Raw genomic sequence first — 17,564 nt, 5'->3', positions numbered from 1 at the left:
GGGGGGTATCCCGATCCGTACCAGGAGGAGCCGACATGAGCACCACGACCTACGCCGTCAAGGGGATGACCTGCGGGCACTGCGTGCAGGCGGTCAGCACCGAGGTCGGGAAGGTGCCCGGGGTCACGGACGTCCGGGTCGACCTGGAGGCCGGTGCCGTGACGGTGACCAGCGACGGACCCGCCGACGAGCAGGCCGTCCGCGCCGCCGTCGACGAGGCCGGCTACGAAGTGGTCGGGCTCAGGGCATGAACACGCCTGCCCGGCTCGCCGCGTTCGGCGCGGTCCTGGCGGTGGTGTTCGGGGCGGCGTTCGGGGTGGGCCGGCTGGCCGGGCCCGACGCCGTCGCCGAGCCGGCCGGTGACATGGCGCATCCGGAGGCCGGTGGCGATCCGGGTGCCGGGCACGGTGGCCATGGCGGACCGGCCGCAACGCCGACCGCCACCGGTCGGTCCGGTCCCGCCGCTCATGGCTATTCGGTGGCGGTCGACCCGTACAGCGGCGGCATCGGCTTCAAGATCGCTGGAGCCGGGGGCCGGACGGTCACCGGGTTCGAGACGGTGCACGAGAAGCCGCTGCACCTGATCGTGGTGCGCCGGGACCTCTCCGGGTTCCAGCACGTGCACCCGGTCATGGACGCGGACGGGACCTGGCGGGCGGCGCTGGCGCTGCCTGACGGCGGGCCGTGGCGGGCGTACTTCGACTTCACCGAGACCGGCGCGGCGGCGACCGTCCTGACGGCGGATCTCGACGTGCCCGGCGCGCCGCACTCGGAGCCGCTGCCGCCGCCTTCCGCGAGCGCGGCCGTCGACGGGTACACGGTCCGCATCGACACCCACGACGGCGTCGCCCTGCGGGTCGAGCGGGACGGGCGGCCGGTCACCGACCTGCAGCCGTATCTCGGGGCGGCCGGGCACCTCGTGGCGATCGCCGAGCGGGACCTCGCCTACCTGCACGTCCACCCCACCGGCCCGGCGGGCGGCGGACCGGAGGTCAGGTTCGCGGTCGAGGGCGCCGCTTCGGGGACCCACCGGCTGTACTTCCAGTTCCAGCACGGCGGCGCGGTGCACACCGCGGAGTTCACCGTGACCGCGATCGGGGGTGGGCATGCCCACAACTGAGCTCACCATCGGCGGCATGACGTGCGCGGCGTGCGCGGCGCGGATCGAGAAGAAGCTGAACCGGCTCGACGGCGTGTCGGCGAGCGTCAACTACGCCACCGAGAAGGCCCGGGTCGTCTTCCCGCCGACGCTGGTGGTGGCGGACCTGATCGCCACGGTCGAGCAGACCGGCTACACGGCCGCTGTTCCTGCGGCGCCGGCGCCCTCACAAGAAACCGACCCGCTCGCCGAGGCGCGGCAGCGGCTGCTGGTCAGCGCGGCGCTCGCGGTGCCGGTGATCCTGCTCGCGATGGTGCCGGCGTGGCAGTTCGAGTCGTGGCAGTGGGCGTCGCTGACGCTCGCGGCGCCGGTCGTCGTGTGGGGCGCCTGGCCGTTTCACCGGGCGGCGCTGCGCAACCTGCGGCACGGCGCGGCGACGATGGACACGCTCGTGTCGGTCGGCACCGCGGCGGCGTTCCTCTGGTCGCTCTACGCGCTGTTCCTCGGCGACGCGGGCCGGCCCGACATGCGGCACCCGTTCGAGCTCACGGTCTCCCGCTCGGCCGGTGCCGACGCGATCTACCTGGAGGTCGCCGCCGGGGTGACGGTGTTCATCCTGGCCGGCCGCTACTTCGAGGCGCGCGCCAAGCGCCGGGCCGGGGCCGCACTGCGCGCGCTGCTCTCCCTCGGTGCCAAGGATGCCGCGGTACTGGCGGCCGACGGCACCGAGCACCGTGCGCCCGTCGACCGGCTGGCCGTCGGCGACACGATCCTCGTCCGGCCCGGCGAGAAGGTCGCCGCCGACGGGGTCGTGCTCGACGGCACGTCCGCGGTCGACGTCAGCATGCTCACCGGCGAGCCGATGCCCGTCGACCTCGGCCCGGGCGACCCGGTCGTCGGCGGCTGCGTCAACACGTCCGGGCGCCTGGTCGTGCGGGTGAGCCGGACCGGCGCCGACACGCAGCTGGCCCAGATGGCGCGGCTCGTCGAGGAGGCGCAGAGCGGCAAGGCCGACGTGCAGCGCCTCGCCGACCGGGTCGCCGGCGTGTTCGTGCCGATCGTGATCGCCCTCGCCGTGGGCACGCTCGGCTTCTGGCTCGGCACCGGCGGCTCGGCGGCCTCGGCGTTCACCGCGGCGGTCGCGGTGCTGATCATCGCCTGCCCCTGCGCGCTCGGCCTGGCGACGCCGACGGCCCTGCTCGTCGGCACCGGGCGCGGCGCCCAGCTGGGCATCCTGATCCGCGGCCCGGAGGTCCTCGAGTCGACCCGTCGCGTCGACACCGTCCTGCTCGACAAGACCGGCACCGTCACCACCGGCCGCATGTCCGTCCTGTCGGTCCACGGCGACCCGTCCTCGCTGCGGCTCGCCGCCGCGGTCGAGCACGCCTCCGAGCACCCGATCGCGCGCGCCGTCGCGGCCGCGGTGCCGGCCTCGGCCCGGCCGGCCGTCGCGTCGTTCTCCAGCCACGCCGGCCACGGGGTCAGCGGCATCGTCGAGGACCGGACCGTCTGGGTCGGCCGCCCGTCGTTCCTGGCCGCACAAGGCCTGACGCCGTTCTCCGATGCCACGCCTCCCACCGCGCCTCCCACCGCGCCTCCCACCACGCCTCCCACCAGGACGGCCGCCACCCCTTCCACCGCAACGGCCGCCGTACCCGCCACCGCGACGGCCGTCATGGCCTCCCCCGCGACGGACACCGCGACGGACGCTGCGACGGACACTGCGACGGACACTGCGACGGACACTGCGCCATCCAGAGTGGCGGACCGGGCGCCTTCGGCCGGGACGGTCGTCGGTGTCGGCTGGGACGGGGCCGTGCGGGGGTTGATCGAGGTCGGCGACACCGTCAAGCCGTCGTCGGCCGCCGCCGTACGCCGGATCCGCGACCTCGGGCTCCGCCCCGTCCTCCTCACCGGCGACGCCGCCCCGGTGGCGCACGCGGTGGCCGCGGAGGTCGGCATCGACGAGGTCATCGCGGAGGTCCTGCCCGCCGGCAAGCTCGACATCGTCCGCCGCCTCCAGGCCGAGGGCCGCGTCGTGGCGATGGTCGGCGACGGGGTCAACGACGCGGCCGCCCTCGCCCAGGCCGACCTGGGCCTGGCGATGGGCACCGGCACCGACGCCGCGATCGAGGCCGGCGACCTCACCCTGGTCCGCGGCGACCTGACCGCCGTCCCCGACGCGATCCGCCTCGCCCGGCGCACCCTGGCCACGATCAAGGGCAACCTGTTCTGGGCGTTCGCCTACAACATCGCCGCGGTCCCCCTCGCCGCCGCGGGCCTGCTCAACCCGATGATCGCCGGCGGCGCCATGGCGCTGAGCTCGGCCTTCGTCGTCGCGAACAGCCTGCGCCTGCGCCGCTTCACCCCGACCCGTCCCGCCGGGACACCCTCCCCGGCAGGCTGACCGGGCGCCCGCCCCGGGTGCCCGGTTACGATTGAGGATGGAGCAACTCTTCCAGCGCTACATCCACGCCGGCGCCTTCTCCCGCGACCCGGACGCCCTGGCCGCCCTCTTCACCCCCGACGGCATCCTCGAGGCGCCGCTCGTCCCGCCCGCCGGCCCGTACCCACACCGTCTCGAGGGCCGCGACGCGATCCGCGCCGGCATGGCCGCCTGGTACGCGCGACCGGCCGCCCCAACCCCCGCCGTCGACGTCGCACGGTCGCGCTACGTCCTGCACGCCACCGCCGACCCGGACGTCTTCATCGCCGAGATCGACACCGCGTTCACCGGCGCGGGCGGCATGTCCCTGGTCCAGATCTTCCGCGTCCGCGACGGCCGGATCGCCCACCTGCGCGACTACTTCACGCTCTGAAAGGCGCCGCGACGAACTGGAAGGGGGAGCCCGGAGGCTCCCCCTTCCCACGTCATGGGCTACTCGGCGGTGAAGGTGACCCGCCGGCGACGGCGCAGGGTGGCGACCAGGGCGGCGCCACCAACCACGAGGGCGGCGCCCGTGCCGACCAGCGGCAGCGTGCTGCTGGATCCGGTCACCGGCAGGCTCGGGCTGGGGGACGTGGACGGCGTCGCCGGCTTCGAGGCGGACGGGGTCGGCGACGGGGTGGCGGACTTCGACGGCGACGGGGAGGGCGACGGGCACGGGCCGGTCAGCGACACCCAGCCGCTCGCGACGTCGGCGCCGAAGCCGTCGGCCCACTTGGCCTTGTACGTGATCTTGACCTTGGTGGCGGGGCGCTCGACGACCGAGGTGAACGAGACCTGGGTGAGCGGGTTGCCGGTGCTGGCGGCGATCGTCGTGGGGACCTGGGTGGTCGACAGGACGGTCGTGGCGTTCTGGTCGAGCACCAGCTTGAGATCACTGAGCGTGACGATCGCGTTGTAGTCGTTGGTCAGCTTCCAGGTGACCTCGTACTTGCCGCCGACGGAAACGCACTCGGCGGAGCCGGACGCCCCCGATGCGTGCGCACTGGCGGGCGAAGCGAACATGGTCGATAGCCCAACGGCCACGGTCGCGGCGGCGGTGCCGATCGCGACCCTCCTGAACAGCGTGTTTTCCACGACGACTCCAACCTTACGAAACTTGACGTCCGACAACATAAGACCGAGGCGGGCGGGAGCGACAGCCGTTGTGGGGCAGGAAATTTGGAACTGGTCCGGGTTTGGGCGATTCATCCGGGAAAATACCTTTGATCGATGAAATTCGTCGTGACAGAGGGCGATCGGGCAGGTGGAGATGCGCTACCACCCTTACGCTGACGAGGCATGAGACGGGGTTACGCACTGCTCGCGCTGATCATGCTCACCGCCTGCTCCACAAAGGACGCACCGCCGGCGTCGCCGGCCGCGACGGCGGCACAAGGCAAGGGCGATCACACCCTGACCGTCACCGTCGGTGACAAGGAGCGCACGTTCCAGCTCCACGTGCCGCCGGGGTACGACCCGGCGCGCACCATGCCCGCGGTCGTCGCGCTGCACCACAAACCCGGCAGCGGCGCCACGATGCGGGAGCTGACCGGGTTCGACGCGAAGGCCGACACGGAGGGCTTCCTCGTCGCGTACCCGGAGGGCGTCGGCGGGCAGTTCAACGCGTTCGGCTGCTGCGGGGTGCAGGACGACGTCGGCTTCGTCAAGGCCGTCGCCGCGCTGCTCGTCGAGCGGTGGCACGCCGACCCCGGCCGGGTGTTCCTCGCCGGCGTCTCCAACGGCGCCGACCTGAGCTACCGTGCCGCGGTCGAGGCGCCGGGCGTGTTCGCCGCGATCGGCGCGGTCAGCGGCGGCTTCGCCGGCGGCCGGACCGAGGCGGCGGACTACCGGCCAGCGGCCCCGGTGTCGGTGGTGACCCTCATCGGCGCCGCAGACCCGCAGGCCGCCACCTTCACGACCGGCGTCGACACCTGGCGCCAGCGCCTCGGCTGCGAGGCACCGAAGGAGACGAGCCCGGCACCGGGCGTACACGGGACGACGACGCGATGCGGGGACGGCAGCGACGTGCAGGCCTACGTCATCGACAGCGGTGCACACGCGTGGTTCGGCGCGACCGTGGGCGAGCTCAAGGCGCCGGGGCAGATCGGGGCGACCGACACGCTGTGGAGATTTTTCGTGGCGCACCCGCGACGCTGATGATGGTCGCCATGAGGACGATGCTCGACTTCCTGTCCGGCCTGCCCGAGCCGCGGCTGGCCGAGCTCGCCGCCGTCCACCTGCCCGACGGGCCGGCGCCGCGCGGGGCGAAGGCCCTCAAGGAGTTCGCGGCGCTGCTGCTGGAGCCCGCCACGGTGACGGCGACGGTCGCCGCGCTCAGCCTGCCGGAGCTGCAGGTCGCCGAGGCGCTGTCGCTGCGCGCCGCCGGCACCCGCCGCGCCGACCTCGCCGGGCTGCTGGGCGTGGCCGGGCACGACGCCGACCTCGGCATGGTGCTGGGACGGCTGGAGTGGCACGCGCTCGCCTGGCCCGACGGCGACTGGATCCGCACCGCGCCGATCCACGAGGTGATCGTCGGCGGCTACGGCTTCGGCCCGTCGGCCCGCCTGGAGCTCGTGCAGCTGCCGCTGGACCGGCTGCAGCGCATGGCGTACAACCTCGACGCGCCCGTCGGCCGGGACCGCACGTCGCTGCTCGGCGCGGTCTGCGCCGCCCTCGCCGACGCGTCGACCGTCCGCGCGAAGTTCGCCCAGGCGCCGGAGGCCACCAAGGACCTGCTGCTGTCGCTGGCCGAGGACGACCCGTACTTCTTCGACCCGCGGCAGATGGGCGCGCTGCGCACCAACCGGTCCACGCCGCTGCGGTGGGCCGTCGACCACGGGCTGCTGATGTGGAACCCCGTCGGCATGGCCGCGGTGCTGCCGAGCGAGGTCGGCGTCGTGCTGCGGGAGGGCTTCCGCGCCGACTTCGACCCGGCGCCGCCGCTGCAGGTGCCGGTCGAGGTCAGCGTCGAGATGGTCGAGCGCGACGGCGCCGCCGCGGTCCGGGGCGCGCTCGCGCACGTCACCGCCCTGCTGGAGGCGTGCGGCCGGGCGCCGGTGCCGATGCTGAAGGACGGCGGGATCGGCCTGCGGGAGCTGCGCCGGCTCGGCAAGGCGCTCGGCGGCGACGAGACCGGCATGCGGCTGTGGCTCACGCTCGCCGCCGTCACCGGACTGATCGGCGTGACGGACAACCGGATCGCGCCGTCGGCGTACTACGACGACTGGTTGAAGCTCGACCCGCCCGCGCAGTACGGCGAGCTGCTCACCGCCTGGCTGGTCATGGACGCGATCCCGCTGGACCCGCAGGTGCCGGTGCTGCTGCGGACCGAGCGCGACGAGGCCGTGAGCATCCTGCGGCGCAGCCTCGTCTCGTTGCTCAACGGCCTGCCGGGCGGCTACGCGCTGCCGTCGCTGGACGGGGTCAACGCGCTGCAGATGTACATGCGGCCGCTGCTCACCGGGGCGGACGCCGAGGAGGCGTACCCGACGACGGCGATGCTGTGGCGGGAGCTGGAGCTGATGGGGCTGGGCGCCCTGCACGCGCCAACCGCCCTGTGCCGGGCCCTCGCCGCCGAGGCCGGCCTGGACGGCACCCCGCAGCGGCCCGTGCTGCGGGCCGAGCTGGAGCGGCTCATCCCGGCCGCGCAGCGCACGGTGCTGCTGCAGAGCGACCTGACCGCCGTCGCGACCGGGGCACCGGCGCCGCAGCTCGCCGCGTTCCTCGACCTCGCCGCCGACCGGGAGTCCCGCGGCGGCGGGCACACCTGGCGCTTCTCGGAGGCGTCGGTGCGCCGCGCGTTCGACACCGGCGCGACGGCCGACGAGCTCCTCGCGTCGCTGCGCGAGACGGCGGCCGGCGGGCGGGTCCCGCAGCCGCTGCAGTACCTGGTCACCGACCTCGCCCGCCGGCACGGGGCACTGCGGGTCCGCCCGGTCGCGTGCGTGCTGCGCAGCGACGACCCGACGCTGCTCGCGGAGCTGCCGCGGGTGAAGAGCCTCGCCAGGCTGGGCCTGACCGAGCTCGCCCCGACCGTCTACGCCAGCGTCCTGCCGGTGGCGGAGACCCTGGCGGCGCTGCGGGCGGCCGGCTACGCCCCGGCGGGCGAGCACGCCGACGGCACGATCGCCTTCGACAAGATCACCAGATTCAGGACAGGTCCTGACCGCAACGCCGACTAGCGTGACCCGGTGTGATCCTCACGAAGCGGCAGCTCAACCGCACCTACCTGCAGCGCCAGCTGCTGACGACACCCGACGGCGAACCCGATCCACGCCCGGTCGATGAGATCGTGGCGCACCTCGTCGCGGTGCAGGCGCAGGAGGTCGACGCGCCCTACGTCGGCCTGTGGACCCGGACCCGCCGGGCACGGCACGAGGATCTCGTCGAGGCGCTCACCGACCGCCGGGTCGTGCGCGCCGGGCTGCTGCGGCGCACCCAGCACCTGACCACCGGCGCCGACTACCGCTGGCTGCGGCCCATGCTCAAGCAGCGGCTGGGGGCCGGCGGGCTGTCGCCGTTCGCCAAGGAGTTCGCCGGGCTGGACATCGCCGACATCGGCGCGGCCGGGCGCGACATCCTGCGCGGCCAGGCCATGACCCGGCCCAAGCTGGCGAAGGCGCTCGGCGAGCGGTTCCCCGGCCGCAAGGGGATCGCCCTGGCCTGGGTCGTGCAGTTCCAGGAGAACCTGGTGCACCCGCCGCCGTCCGGGGTCTGGCGCCGCCGCGGGCACGTGACCTGCGCGCTCGCCGAGGACTGGCTGGGCGGGCCGATGGAGCAGCGGCCGGACGTGTGGACGCTGCTGCGGCGGTACCTCGCCTCGTGCGGCCCGGCGAGCGTCGCGGACCTGCAGAACTGGTCGGGGATGAAGCGGCTCCGCGACGACGTCGAGGCGCACCGGCACCGGCTGCGGGTCCACCGCGACGAGCGCGGGCAGGAGCTGTTCGACCTGCCGGACCTGCCGGTGTGCGGCGGCGACGAGGAGCCGCCGGTGCGCTTCCTGCCGGAGTTCGACAACCTGGTGCTCAGTCACGAGGACCGCATCCGGATCATCGCCGACGAGGACCGCGCGAAGGTCTGCCCGGGCTATTCGATGGTCCACCCCACCTTCCTGGTCGACGGGTTCGTCGCGGGCATCTGGTCGGTGACGGCCGAGGCCCTGACCGTCTCGCCGTTCCGTCGACTGACCGATGACGATGCGGCGTCGGTACTGGCCGAGGCCGGCCGACTGCGGACGTTCCTTCAGGTCGACGTCACGGTGCGCCTCGACCAGAGCTGACCGGCCAGCCTGGCGGCGCCCAGGGCGGGGTCATGGGCGGTGCCGACCTCGACGCCACGGTCGTGCAGGGCGTCCAGCACCCCCGCCCGGACGGGCGTCGGCCCGGTGAGCAGCCCTCCCGCCAGTACCACCGCCGCATCAGGGGCATCGAGGGCGTCGAGCGTGCGGAGCAGCCGGTCCACGCCCTCGGCCACGATCGCGGCGGCGGCCGGGTCACCGTCGGCGGCGAACTCGCACACGACCGGGGCGAGCGCGGCGAACGACCCGAGCGGCAGCCGCTGCGCCCAGTGCACGAGGTCGTCGGCGGACGTGACGCCGGCGTGCAGCGCCACCCGGACGGCGAGCCCCGACGACGACCAGTGCCGCGCCGCGTGCCGGACCGCCTGCAGGCCCAGCCAGAGGCCGGAGCCCTCGTCGCCGAGCAGCCAGCCGAGGCCGTCGGCGGCGCGCACGACCTCCGTGCCGTCGATCAGCGCCGCGACCGCCCCGGTGCCGGCGATCAGCACGGCGCCCCGGTCCGCGGTGGACCCCGCGGCGTGGGCGGTCACCGCGTCGGCGACCACGGGGACCGGGCAGGTCAGCCCGATGGCCGCCCACTGGTCGGCGAAGCCGGCGGCGACGCCGGGATCAGCGAGGATGCTGACCCCGGCGACTCCCACCACGCCCGCGACGACCCCACCCGGATCGTGCGGGCCGAGTGCCTCGCGGACCGCCGTGCCGATCGCAACCGCGGCCGCCGACCCGACAGCGGACGGGTTGCCGGCACCTGCCGCCCCGCGCCCCAGGACCGTCCCGTCGGCCGAGGTGACGACCGCTTTGGAGGCCGTACCGCCGGCATCGACCCCGAGGATGAGCACCATGGCGATGATGGAAACATAGAAAATGCTTATTGACTAGAAGTTGAAGTGGTCGTAATTTTCATCGCCAAGACGGGACGATGAAAAGGATGACCGTAGTGACCGGTGAGAGCGGCGGGCTGCTGGGGCGGCTGCGCATCGAGGGGCCGACCATGCCGGATGCCCTCGGGAAGATCGCGGAGACCATCCTCAACGACCCCGAGACCGCGGCGCACGCCAGCATCGTCGACCTCGCCGAGCGGTCGGGCACCTCCACGGCGACCGTGACCCGGTTCAGCCGCACGCTCGGCTTCAAAGGCTACGCCAACCTGCGGGTCGCCATCGCGACCGAGACCGGCCGCGCCGAGCAGGCCCGCTGGGAGACCGACATCAGCGGCGACATCGCGCCCGACGACCCCCTCGACGGGGTGCTCGACGTGATCACCGCCGCGGACACCAGGGCGATCCAGGCGACCGCCGCCGGTCTCGACGTCGCGCAGGTCGAGCGGGTCGCCGCGGCGATCGCCGGCGCCGGGCGGGTCGAGATCTTCGGGCTGGGCAGCAGCGGCACCGCCGGCCGGGAGATGGCCTTCCGGCTGGAGCGCATCCGCGTCCCGGTCTGGTACCGGTCGGACAGTCACACCGCGCTGACCAACGCCGCGCTGCTCGGCCCCGGCGACGTCGCGATCGGCCTGTCGCACTCCGGCCGCACCCGCGAAGCGATCGAGACCCTCGCCGAGGCCGCCGACCACGGCGCGCTGACGGTGGCGGTGACGTCGTTCGGCCGCTCGCCGCTCGCCGAGGTCGCCGACGTGGTGCTCACGACGTCGGTCCACGAGACCACCTTCCGCGTCGCGGCCCTCTCCGCACTGCACTCGCAACTGCTGGTCCTGGACCTCATCTACGTGGCGGTCGCGCAGCGCACCTATGAACGGACCGCCGAGGCCCTGGAGCTCACGGTGCGCGCTGTGGACGCGCACCGGGTGCCCGACACGAACAGCAACCGCAAGCGACCACGGAGGGAAAAGCCGCTGTGACCAGCATCAGAAGTGGGGACTACGTCGAGGTGATCCGCGCCGCCATCGACCGGGTCACCAGCACGCAGGGCGAGAAGGTGGCGCACGCCGCCGACCTGATGACCGCCACGCTGCAGGCCGGCGGGGTGATCCAGGCGTTCGGCTGCGGGCACTCCGAGGCCCTGGCGATGGAGATCGCCGGCCGCGCCGGAGGGCTCGTGCCGACCAACAGGATCGCCCTGCGCGACATCGTCCTCTACGGCGGCGACCCGTCGACCGTCCTCGCCGACCCGCAGCTGGAGCGCACGCCGAGCGTCGCGCACCGGCTCTACGACCTCGCCCCCGTCAAGCCCGACGACACCTTCGTCATCGCCTCCAACTCCGGCGTCAACGGCGCCGTGGTGGAGATGGCGCAGCTCGTCAAGCAGCGCGGGCACGCCCTCATCGCGATCACGTCGCTCGAGCACTCCTCGCGCGTCGACTCGCGGCACGAGAGCGGCATGAAGCTCAGCGACTTCGCCGACGTGGTCCTCGACAACGGGGCACCCTACGGCGACGCGTCGCTGCCCCTGCCGGGCGGCGGCGCGGTCGGCGCCGTCTCCTCGATCACCGCGGCCCTGCTGGCCCAGCAGATCGTCACCGAAGTGGTGGCGCGGCTGCTGGCACTCGGCGTCACGCCGCCGGTCTACCTGTCCGACAACGTTCCAGGCGGGCGGGAGCACAACGCAGCACTCGAAGCGCGGTACGCCGGGCGCATCCGGCGTACCGCTTAGGAGAGAAGGCCCAGTCATGAACCCATCACCCTTCGCCCAACCGTACCCGACAAGACGGACCGTCCTGCGTGCGGCGGTCACCGCGGGAGCCACGCTCCCGCTGCTCAGCGCGTGTGTGACCAGCGGCAAGGACAGCGACGCCAAGGCCGAGACCGGCGCCAAGAGCTCCACCAACCCGCTCGGTGTGAAGGAGGACGCGCCGCTGGAGGTCGTCATCTTCAAGGGCGGCTACGGCGACGACTACGCGAAGAAGGCCGAGGGCCTGTACACGTCCAAGTACCCGAAGGCCACGATCGACCACAAGGGCATCCAGAAGGTCGGCGAGGCGCTGCAGCCGCGCTTCGTCGCCAACACCCCGCCGGACGTCGTGGACAACACCGGCGCCGGCCGCCTCGACCTCGCCACGCTCGTCGGCGCGAAGCAGCTGTCGGACCTCAAGGACCTGCTGGAGGCGCCGTCGTTCGACGACCCGGCGGTCAAGGTCAAGGACACGCTGCTGCCGGGCGTCATCGAGGACGGCACCTTCGACGGCTCGACGCTCGTGCTCAACTTCACCTACACCGCGTGGGGTCTCTGGTACAGCAAGCCGCTCTTCGCCAGCAAGGGCTGGACATACCCGAAGACCTGGGACGAGATGATGGCGCTCTGCGCCACGATCAAGGCCGCGGGCATCGCCCCCTGGACCTACCAGGGCAAGTACCCCGAGTACATGAACGACCCGCTGCTGACCATGGCGGCGAAGACCGGCGGCACCGACCTGCTCAAGGCCGTGGACAACCTGCAGCCGAACGCCTGGAAGTCCGACGCGTTCAAGGCCGCCGCCGAGGCGTTCGCCGAGCTCGCCGCGAAGGGCTACATCATGGCGGGCTCGGAGGCGCTGTCGCACACCGAGTCGCAGGCCGCGTGGTGCCAGGGCAAGGCCGCGTTCATCCCCTGCGGCTCCTGGCTCGAGGCCGAGCAGAAGGACGTCGCGCCCAAGGGCTTCGACATGGTGATGGGCGCCGTGCCGGCCCGCACCGCCTCGGACAAGATGGGCGGCGCGGCGATCCAGGCCGCCAGCAGCGAGGCCTTCATCGTGCCGGCCAAGGCCAAGAACGTCGCCGGCGGCATGGAATACCTGCGGATCCTGTTCTCGAAGCAGTCGGCGAAGAGCTTCGCCGAGAGCGCCGGCACGCTGCCCGCGGTCGTCGGCGCCACCGACGGGCTCACCCTGTCCAGCGGTCTGGACTCCACCAGCGCCGCGGTCAAGGCCGCCGGCAAGGAGGCCTTCACGTTCCGCTTCCGCACCTGGTACGCGCCGCTGGCCAAGGCCGTCGACGACGCGACCGGCGAGCTGATCAACAAGCGGGCCACGCCGGCCGAGTGGGCCGACCGCATCCAGAAGGCCGCCGACGCCATCGCCAAGGACAGCTCCGTCAAGAAGTACACCCGCTGATGAAACACGGTCGGCTCCGGTTCCTCATCGGTGCGCTGGCGCCGGCGCTGGTGCTGCACGTCATCTTCGTGCTGTCACCGTATGGGCAGGCGTTCTACCTCTCGCTCACCGACTGGACCGGCGTGGCCGGCGAGGCGCACTTCGTCGGGGCGGGCAACTACGCCCGCCTCGGCGGCGACTCCCTCTTCCTGGACGCCGTGCGCAACAACGCGGTGATGCTGATCTGCGTGCCCCTGGTGACCATCGCGCTGGGTCTGTTCCTGGCCAGCATGCTGCACCTCGGCGGGAGCAGCGGCCGGTCGTCCATCCGCGGGGCGGGCGTCTATCAGATCGTCTACTTCTTCCCGCAGCTGCTGTCCCTCGTGGTCGTCGCGGTGCTGTGGGGGTTCGTCTACAACCCGACCAACGGCCTGCTCAACGGGGGGCTGCGGGCGGTCGGCCTGGACGGGCTGGCCCGCAGCTGGCTGGGCGATCCGCAGCTGGCACTGCCGGCGGTGATGGCGGTGCTGATCTGGTCGTCGGTGGGCTTCTACATGGTGCTGTTCAGCGCGGCGATCGACAGCATCCCGAAGGAGCTCTTCGAGGCGGCGCTGCTCGACGGTGCCGGCCGATGGGCGACCTTCCGCAAGGTGACGCTGCCGCTGGTCCGCGACACCGTGCAGGTCGCGTTCGTCTACCTGAGCATCGGGGCGCTGGACGGGTTCGCGGTCGTGCAGGTCATGACCGCGGGGCCGGGCGGCCCCGACGGCGCGACCGAGGTCATCGGGCTCTCGCTCTACCGCAACGCCTTCACCTACGGCAAGTTCGGCTACGCCTCCGCGATGGGGGTCACCCTGTTCTTCGCCACCCTGACCCTCGCCGTGCTCGCGCTGCGCTCGGGACGTAAAGAACGGTTGGAACTGTCGTGAAGCGCTTTCCGGTACACCTGGCGATGCTGGCGTGGGGCGTCGTCACCGCGCTGCCGCTGCTGTGGGCGATCGTCAGCTCCTTCAAGAAGGACAACGACATCCTCAACAGCCCCTGGTCGCTGCCCACGGATCCGCAGTGGGGCAACTGGGCCAGGGCGTGGAGCCAGGCGAACATCGGCAGGTACTTCTTCAACAGCCTGATCGTGGTGGGCGGGGGCGTGCTGCTCACGATGCTGCTCGGCTCGCTGGTCGCCTACGCCCTGGCGCGCTACGACTTCCGCGGCAACCGGTTCATCTACTACGTGTTCGTCGCGGCCATGTTCTTCCCAGTGTTCCTGGCCCTGGTGCCGCTGTTCTTCGTCGTGCAGCAGCTCGGTCTGCTCGGCACCTACCAGGGGCTGATCCTGGTCTACGCCGCGTACGCGGTGCCCTTCACGGTCTTCTTCCTGCACGCGTTCTTCAAGACGCTCCCCACGGAGGTGGCGGAGGCGGCGTTCCTGGACGGCTGCTCGCACGGCGCGGTGTTCTTCCGCGTCATGCTGCCCATGGCCCGTCCCGGTCTCGTCGCCGTCGGCATCTTCAACTTCCTCGGGCTCTGGAACCAGTACCTGCTCCCGCTGGTCCTCAACCCCGACCCAGATCGGTATGTCCTGGCGCAGGGTTTGGCCGCCCTGTCGGTCAGTCAGGGGTATCGCAGCGACTGGAGCGGTCTGTTCGCCGGTCTCACCATCGCAATGCTGCCGGTGCTCATCGCCTACGTCGCGTTCCAACGGCACATCCGAGCCGGTATGACCGCCGGCGCGGTCAAGTAAGGTCCGTCAAACTCCTTTCCCCTCAAGGAGGACTGTGCCCATGTCCATTGGCAAACGTCGATCTCTGGCCACCGTCGCGGCCGGCGTCGCGCTGCTCGGTGCGGGAGGTGCCGTGGCCGTCACCGCGGCCACCGTCGGCACCGCCGCGGCCGCGGCGAACAACTGTGGCTACCTGTTCGACGACTTCAACTACAGCTCGTCGTCGGACCCCACGCTGACCAGTCACGGGTGGGTGCCGCGCACCTACGCCGGCGGCCCCGGCGTGCCCGGCGCGACCTGGTCGGCCAACAGCATCACCTTCCCGACCAACGGCGGTCAGAAGGTGCTCCAGCTGCAGGCCTCCACTGACGGCACCGGCGGCGGCACCAACCAGGCCGAGCTGTACTCCTCGCAGAAGCGCTACCTCGAAGGCACCTACGCGAGCCGGGTCCGCTTCACCGACACGCCCGTCAGCGGCAACGACGGCGACCACATCAACGAGACGTTCTTCACCATCAGCCCGCTCAACGGTGACCTCGACCCCACCTACAGCGAGCTGGACATCTCGGAGTACCTGCCGAACGGCGGCTGGGGCGAGCAGGGTCCGATCAACTACCAGACGACCTGGTACACCTACCGCAACGAACCCTGGTTCGCCGACAACGTCCACTCGGAGCAGCGGCGCAGCTTCGACGGGTGGCACGACCTGGTGGTCACCGTCGCGAACGGGCACGTCATCTACTACATCGACGGCGTCCAGATGGGCGACCACTCCGGCAAGTTCTACCCCCGCCAGACGATGACCATCAACTGGAACCTCTGGTTCATCGACACGGCGGCACACACCGGTGGGATGTCGACCTACATCCAGCAGGTCGACTGGGTCCTGTTCGCCAAGAACCAGGTGCTCACGCCGGCGCAGGTGACCAGCCAGGCGGGCGCGTACCGCTCGGCCGGCAACGCCTTCACCGACACGGTCGACTCGGCCGGTCCGTGCGTGACGCCGACCGGCTCGGCCACGCCCACCACCTCCGCGTCACCGTCCAAGTCCCCGTCGGCGTCGCCGTCGGTCTCCACCCCTCCGGCCACCAGCTGCAACGCCGCCCCGGAGTGGTCGATCGGCGCCGTCTACAACACGGGCCAGACCGTGAAGCACGAGAAGAGCAAGTACGGCGACCCGAACGGCCCCGCCTCGGGGCAGGGCAAGCACCTGTGGCGCGCCAAGTGGTGGACGCAGGGCTCCGAACCCGGCTGGACCGCCAACTGGGAAGACCTCGGCCACTGCTGAGTTAGGTACGCGGCAGGGCGGGCACCGAACGCCGGTGTCCGCCCTGCCGTGTCGGTCGGCACGGCGCTCACCCCGGCCGGCGCCCGCTAGACGCCGCTCGCCCGGTCCAGCAGGAGGGCGCGTTCACGCTCATTGCGGGTCATCGACGCGGCTCGCTCCAGCTCGGCCCTCGCCTCGTCCCGGCGGCCGAGCTTGAGCAGGAAGTCGGCGCGGACGGTGGGCAGGAGGTGATAGCCACGCAGCGACGGCTCCTCCAGCAGCGGGTCGAGGACGGCCAGGCCGGCCGCGGGGCCGTCGGCCATGGAGACGGCGACGGCACGGTTCAGCTCGACGACCGGGGACGGGGGCAGCTCGGCGTACAGGGCGGCGATGCGGTGCCAGTCGGTGTCGGCGGCCGTGGCGGCGCGAGCGTGGCAGGCGGCGATCGCGGCCTGGAGGGTGTACGTGCCGCCGCCGAGGCTCTCCGCGGTCGACAGGGCGGCCAGGCCGCGGCTGATGAGGAGCCGGTCCCAGCGCGAGCGGTCCTGCTCCAGCAGCACGATCGGCTCGCCGGACGGGCCGGTGCGGGCCGCGGAGCGGGAGGCCTGGATCTCCATGAGCGCGAGCAGGCCGTGGACCTCGGGCTCGGCCGGCATCAGGCCGGCCAGGACGCGGCCGAGACGCATCGCCTCCTCGCACAGCGCCGGGCGCATCCAGTCGTCGCCGGCCGTGGCGGAGTAGCCCTCGTTGAAGATGAGGTAGATGACCTCCAGGACGGAGCCGAGCCGCGCCGCGCGGTCGGCGCCGGTGGGCAGCTCGAAGGGCACCCGCGCGTCGGCGAGGGTCTTCTTGGCCCGGCTGATGCGCTGGCCGGCGGTCGCGCCCGGGACGAGGAAGGCGCGGGCGATCTCGTCGGTGGACAGGCCGCCGAGCACGCGCAGGGTCAGCGCCACCCGGGACTCGGCGGTGAGCGCCGGGTGGCAGGCGGTGAAGATCAACCGGAGGAGGTCGTCCTCGATGGTGTCCTCGCCGATGGCCTCGAACTCGTCCTCGGCGGTCTCGGGGTGCAGCAGGTCGGGCATCCGGGCCTCGAACCGCTCCCGGCGCCTGATCTGGTCGATCGCCCGCCGTTTCGCGGTCGTCATCAGCCAGGCGCCGGGGTTGCGCGGCACACCCTCGGCCGGCCACTGCTCCAGCGCCGCCAGGAGGGCGTCCTGGGCCAGCTCCTCGGCGAGGCCGACGTCACCGACCATGCGTGCGACCCCGGCGATGACCCTGGCCGCCTCGATCCGCCAGACCGCCTCGATCGCCTGGTGGGTGTCCGCTCGCGTCACGGCACCAACGTAGCGTCAGCCGAAGTCGGCCACCTTGCGGACCTCGACCTCGATCTCGATCTCGTCGAACAGCGCGGTGAAGCGCTGCGCCCACTCCACGGCCTCGGCGTGGTCGCGGACCTGCAGGATCGCGAACCCGGCGATGACCTCCTTCGCCTCGGCGAACGGCCCGTCGACCACGGTCTGCGTGCCGTTCTTGGCGCGGATCACCGCGGCGCCCTCCGAGCTCGGCCGCAGTCCCTCGGCCGCGAGCAGGACGCCCGCCTTGTTCACCTCGGTCATGAACCCGCCCATCCGGGCCAGGAACTCGGGCGTCGGCGACCAGGCGGCCGGGTCGGCGTCGTTGACCTTGTGCATCAGCATGTAGCGCATCGTGGATCTCCCTTGTCGTGGTCCAGC

The 17,564-nt window shown here is 72.4% G+C and carries 17 protein-coding genes; 13 read left to right on the top strand and 4 right to left on the bottom strand.

Going from position 1 to position 17,564, the window contains the following annotated elements; translation table 11 throughout:
- Nucleotides 1–35 precede the first annotated feature (35 nt).
- From ABZ321_RS37090 to ABZ321_RS37075, 4 genes are read left to right on the top strand one after another with little or no spacing between them, the layout of a single operon-like run.
- On the top strand, nt 36–251 hold the full coding sequence (locus ABZ321_RS37090; RefSeq protein WP_354900198.1) for a heavy-metal-associated domain-containing protein: 216 nt from the start codon (nt 36–38) through the stop codon (nt 249–251).
- On the top strand, nt 248–1,120 hold the full coding sequence (locus ABZ321_RS37085; RefSeq protein WP_354900196.1) for a hypothetical protein: 873 nt from the start codon (nt 248–250) through the stop codon (nt 1,118–1,120). The genes ABZ321_RS37090 and ABZ321_RS37085 overlap by 4 nt, the downstream gene beginning before the upstream one ends.
- Nucleotides 1,107–3,506, top strand: a complete 2,400-nt coding sequence (locus ABZ321_RS37080; protein WP_354900194.1) for a heavy metal translocating P-type ATPase — start codon at nt 1,107–1,109, stop codon at nt 3,504–3,506. Before ABZ321_RS37085 ends, ABZ321_RS37080 begins: the two co-directional genes overlap by 14 nt.
- Before the next feature lie 37 nt (nt 3,507–3,543).
- Complete coding sequence (locus ABZ321_RS37075; RefSeq protein ID WP_354900192.1) at nt 3,544–3,918, top strand: nuclear transport factor 2 family protein; 375 nt, start codon at nt 3,544–3,546, stop codon at nt 3,916–3,918.
- Nucleotides 3,919–3,977: 59 nt separating this feature from the next.
- Here ABZ321_RS37075 and ABZ321_RS37070 read toward each other — a convergent pair whose 3' ends face one another.
- Complete coding sequence (locus tag ABZ321_RS37070; RefSeq protein ID WP_354900190.1) at nt 3,978–4,550, bottom strand: LPXTG cell wall anchor domain-containing protein; 573 nt, start codon at nt 4,548–4,550, stop codon at nt 3,978–3,980.
- Nucleotides 4,551–4,826: 276 nt separating this feature from the next.
- On the opposite strand from ABZ321_RS37070, the gene ABZ321_RS37065 reads away from it, so the two are divergent.
- From ABZ321_RS37065 to ABZ321_RS37055, 3 genes are read left to right on the top strand one after another with little or no spacing between them, the layout of a single operon-like run.
- Nucleotides 4,827–5,684, top strand: coding sequence for a PHB depolymerase family esterase (locus ABZ321_RS37065; protein ID WP_354900188.1), 858 nt, complete (start codon nt 4,827–4,829; stop codon nt 5,682–5,684).
- Between the two features lie 11 nt (nt 5,685–5,695).
- Nucleotides 5,696–7,708: a helicase-associated domain-containing protein gene (locus ABZ321_RS37060; protein WP_354900186.1), complete on the top strand. Its 2,013-nt coding sequence runs from the start codon at nt 5,696–5,698 to the stop codon at nt 7,706–7,708.
- Nucleotides 7,709–7,719: 11 nt separating this feature from the next.
- Nucleotides 7,720–8,805 carry a winged helix DNA-binding domain-containing protein gene (locus ABZ321_RS37055; RefSeq protein ID WP_354900184.1) on the top strand — a complete coding sequence of 362 codons (1,086 nt, stop codon included), beginning with the start codon at nt 7,720–7,722 and terminating at the stop codon, nt 8,803–8,805.
- Here the strand turns inward: ABZ321_RS37055 and ABZ321_RS37050 are convergent.
- Nucleotides 8,769–9,665 (bottom strand): BadF/BadG/BcrA/BcrD ATPase family protein, encoded by an 897-nt coding sequence (locus tag ABZ321_RS37050; RefSeq protein ID WP_354900182.1) that lies wholly within the window; start codon nt 9,663–9,665, stop codon nt 8,769–8,771. The genes ABZ321_RS37055 and ABZ321_RS37050 overlap by 37 nt on opposite strands.
- Before the next feature lie 149 nt (nt 9,666–9,814).
- Here ABZ321_RS37050 and ABZ321_RS37045 point away from each other — a divergent pair, with 149 nt between their 5' ends.
- Genes ABZ321_RS37045 through ABZ321_RS37020 form a run of 6 tightly spaced genes read left to right on the top strand, consistent with a single transcriptional unit; the run spans nt 9,815 to nt 15,852 of the window.
- A complete protein-coding gene (locus ABZ321_RS37045) occupies nt 9,815–10,678 on the top strand; it encodes a MurR/RpiR family transcriptional regulator (protein WP_344510463.1) in 864 nt (287 codons plus the stop codon).
- The gene (locus ABZ321_RS37040; RefSeq protein ID WP_344510418.1) at nt 10,675–11,430 is read left to right on the top strand and encodes an SIS domain-containing protein; all 756 of its coding nucleotides are present in this window, start codon (nt 10,675–10,677) and stop codon (nt 11,428–11,430) included. The genes ABZ321_RS37045 and ABZ321_RS37040 overlap by 4 nt, the downstream gene beginning before the upstream one ends.
- Nucleotides 11,431–11,446: 16 nt before the next feature.
- Nucleotides 11,447–12,865, top strand: coding sequence for an N-acetylglucosamine/diacetylchitobiose ABC transporter substrate-binding protein (gene ngcE, locus ABZ321_RS37035; protein ID WP_344510420.1), 1,419 nt, complete (start codon nt 11,447–11,449; stop codon nt 12,863–12,865).
- The gene (locus tag ABZ321_RS37030) at nt 12,865–13,773 is read left to right on the top strand and encodes a sugar ABC transporter permease (protein ID WP_344510422.1); all 909 of its coding nucleotides are present in this window, start codon (nt 12,865–12,867) and stop codon (nt 13,771–13,773) included. The genes ngcE and ABZ321_RS37030 overlap by 1 nt, the downstream gene beginning before the upstream one ends.
- A 23-nt stretch (nt 13,774–13,796) precedes the next feature.
- On the top strand, nt 13,797–14,585 hold the full coding sequence (locus ABZ321_RS37025; protein ID WP_344510465.1) for a carbohydrate ABC transporter permease: 789 nt from the start codon (nt 13,797–13,799) through the stop codon (nt 14,583–14,585).
- A gap of 40 nt (nt 14,586–14,625) precedes the next feature.
- A complete protein-coding gene (locus ABZ321_RS37020) occupies nt 14,626–15,852 on the top strand; it encodes a glycosyl hydrolase (protein WP_344510424.1) in 1,227 nt (408 codons plus the stop codon).
- Nucleotides 15,853–15,938: 86 nt separating this feature from the next.
- Here ABZ321_RS37020 and ABZ321_RS37015 read toward each other — a convergent pair whose 3' ends face one another.
- The gene (locus ABZ321_RS37015) at nt 15,939–17,165 is read right to left on the bottom strand and encodes an RNA polymerase sigma factor (protein WP_354900180.1); all 1,227 of its coding nucleotides are present in this window, start codon (nt 17,163–17,165) and stop codon (nt 15,939–15,941) included.
- Between the two features lie 15 nt (nt 17,166–17,180).
- On the bottom strand, nt 17,181–17,537 hold the full coding sequence (locus tag ABZ321_RS37010) for a YciI family protein (protein WP_344510467.1): 357 nt from the start codon (nt 17,535–17,537) through the stop codon (nt 17,181–17,183).
- Nucleotides 17,538–17,564 lie beyond the last annotated feature (27 nt).

The sequence above is a fragment of the Dactylosporangium sp. NPDC006015 genome (assembly GCF_040614215.1).
Taxonomy (GTDB): domain Bacteria; phylum Actinomycetota; class Actinomycetes; order Mycobacteriales; family Micromonosporaceae; genus Dactylosporangium; species Dactylosporangium maewongense.
Note: the sequence above shows the minus strand (reverse complement) of the source record. Positions and strands in the feature narration are given on the sequence as shown.